The sequence below is a fragment of the Photorhabdus stackebrandtii genome, from assembly GCF_011189495.1.
Classification (GTDB): Bacteria; Pseudomonadota; Gammaproteobacteria; order Enterobacterales; family Enterobacteriaceae; genus Photorhabdus; species Photorhabdus khanii.
In genome coordinates this window covers 1-1,325 of sequence record NZ_PUJV01000113.1, presented here as the reverse complement: position 1 = coordinate 1,325, position 1,325 = coordinate 1, and the positions used below count along the sequence as shown (strand labels likewise).

The 1,325-nt window shown below is 61.4% G+C and carries 1 protein-coding gene; it reads left to right on the top strand.

Going from position 1 to position 1,325, the window contains the following annotated elements; all coding sequences use genetic code 11:
• The coding region (locus C5470_RS21805) for a non-ribosomal peptide synthetase (protein ID WP_166291885.1) at positions 1 to 1,325 on the top strand (1,325 nt) is incomplete at both ends.

The following is a 1,325-nucleotide window of genomic DNA, read 5'->3' as shown; positions in this document are numbered from 1 at the left end:
TTCAACGCCCCCCAAACCGACTTCCCGCAGGAAGCCCTGATCCATGAACGGTTTGAACAACAGGTTAAGCTGGCGCCTGACGCTACCGCTGTGGTGTTTGAAGGGCAGTCCCTCAGCTACGGCGAACTGAACCGCCGCGCCAACCGGCTGGCCCATCATTTGCTGGCCCTGGGCGTACAGCCGGATGACCGGGTCGCTATCTGCGTTGAACGCAGTCTGGAGATGGTGGTGGGCTTGCTGGGCGTTCTGAAGGCCGGGGCGGCTTATCTGCCGCTTGACCCGGCCTACCCGGCTGAACGGCTGGCCTATATGCTCAGTGATGCGGCGCCGGTGGCCCTGCTGACCCAGACTGCCTTGCTGGAAACCCTGGACAGTCACCTGCCTACCGTGGTGCTGGATGCCGGTTCGCCGTCCGTCCTTGACGGAGCGCCGGACAGCAACCCCGACAGCCGGGCACGGGGACTGACTTCACACCACCTGGCCTATGTGATTTATACCTCCGGCTCCACCGGCCAGCCCAAAGGGGTGATGGTGGAACACGCGAACATCATTCGCCTGTTGGCGGCCACACAGGGTTATTTCCAGTTCAATCGCAACGATGTCTGGACCTTGTTCCACTCTTTTGCTTTTGATTTCTCGGTATGGGAGCTGTGGGGAGCTTTAGCTTACGGTGGCCGGCTGGTTATCGTACCGGCAGCCTGTGCCCGTTCGCCACAGGCATTTTATGCCCTGTTGTGCCACGAACGCGTGACGGTGCTGAACCAGACACCGAGTGCTTTCCGTCAACTTATCCCCGTCCAGGATGACACCGCACATGCCCTGCGCTGCATTATCTTCGGCGGGGAGGCGTTGGAATTACCGTCGCTGGCCCCGTGGATCACCAATAACCCTGTCCGCCAGACCCGGCTGGTGAATATGTACGGCATCACCGAGATCACCGTCCATGCCACCTGTCAGGAACTCACCGAAGAGGTTATCACCGGCGGACGGGGTAGCCTGATTGGCCAGCCATTACCCGATCTGCGTGCCTATCTTCTCGACTCTCACAGCCAGCCGGTGCCAATCGGCGTGACCGGCGAGCTTTATATCGGCGGTGCCGGGGTGGCCCGCGGTTACCTGAACCGCCCGGCATTGACAGCGGAACGCTTTATCCCGGACCCGTTCTCCACCGGCCCGGCCGCCCGCCTGTATAAAACCGGTGACCTCGGCCGCTGGCTGTCCGACGGCCGTATCGAATACCTGGGCCGTAACGACTTTCAGGTCAAGCTGCGCGGCTTCCGTATTGAACTGGGGGAAATTGAAGCGCGCCTGATCCAGTGTCCGGG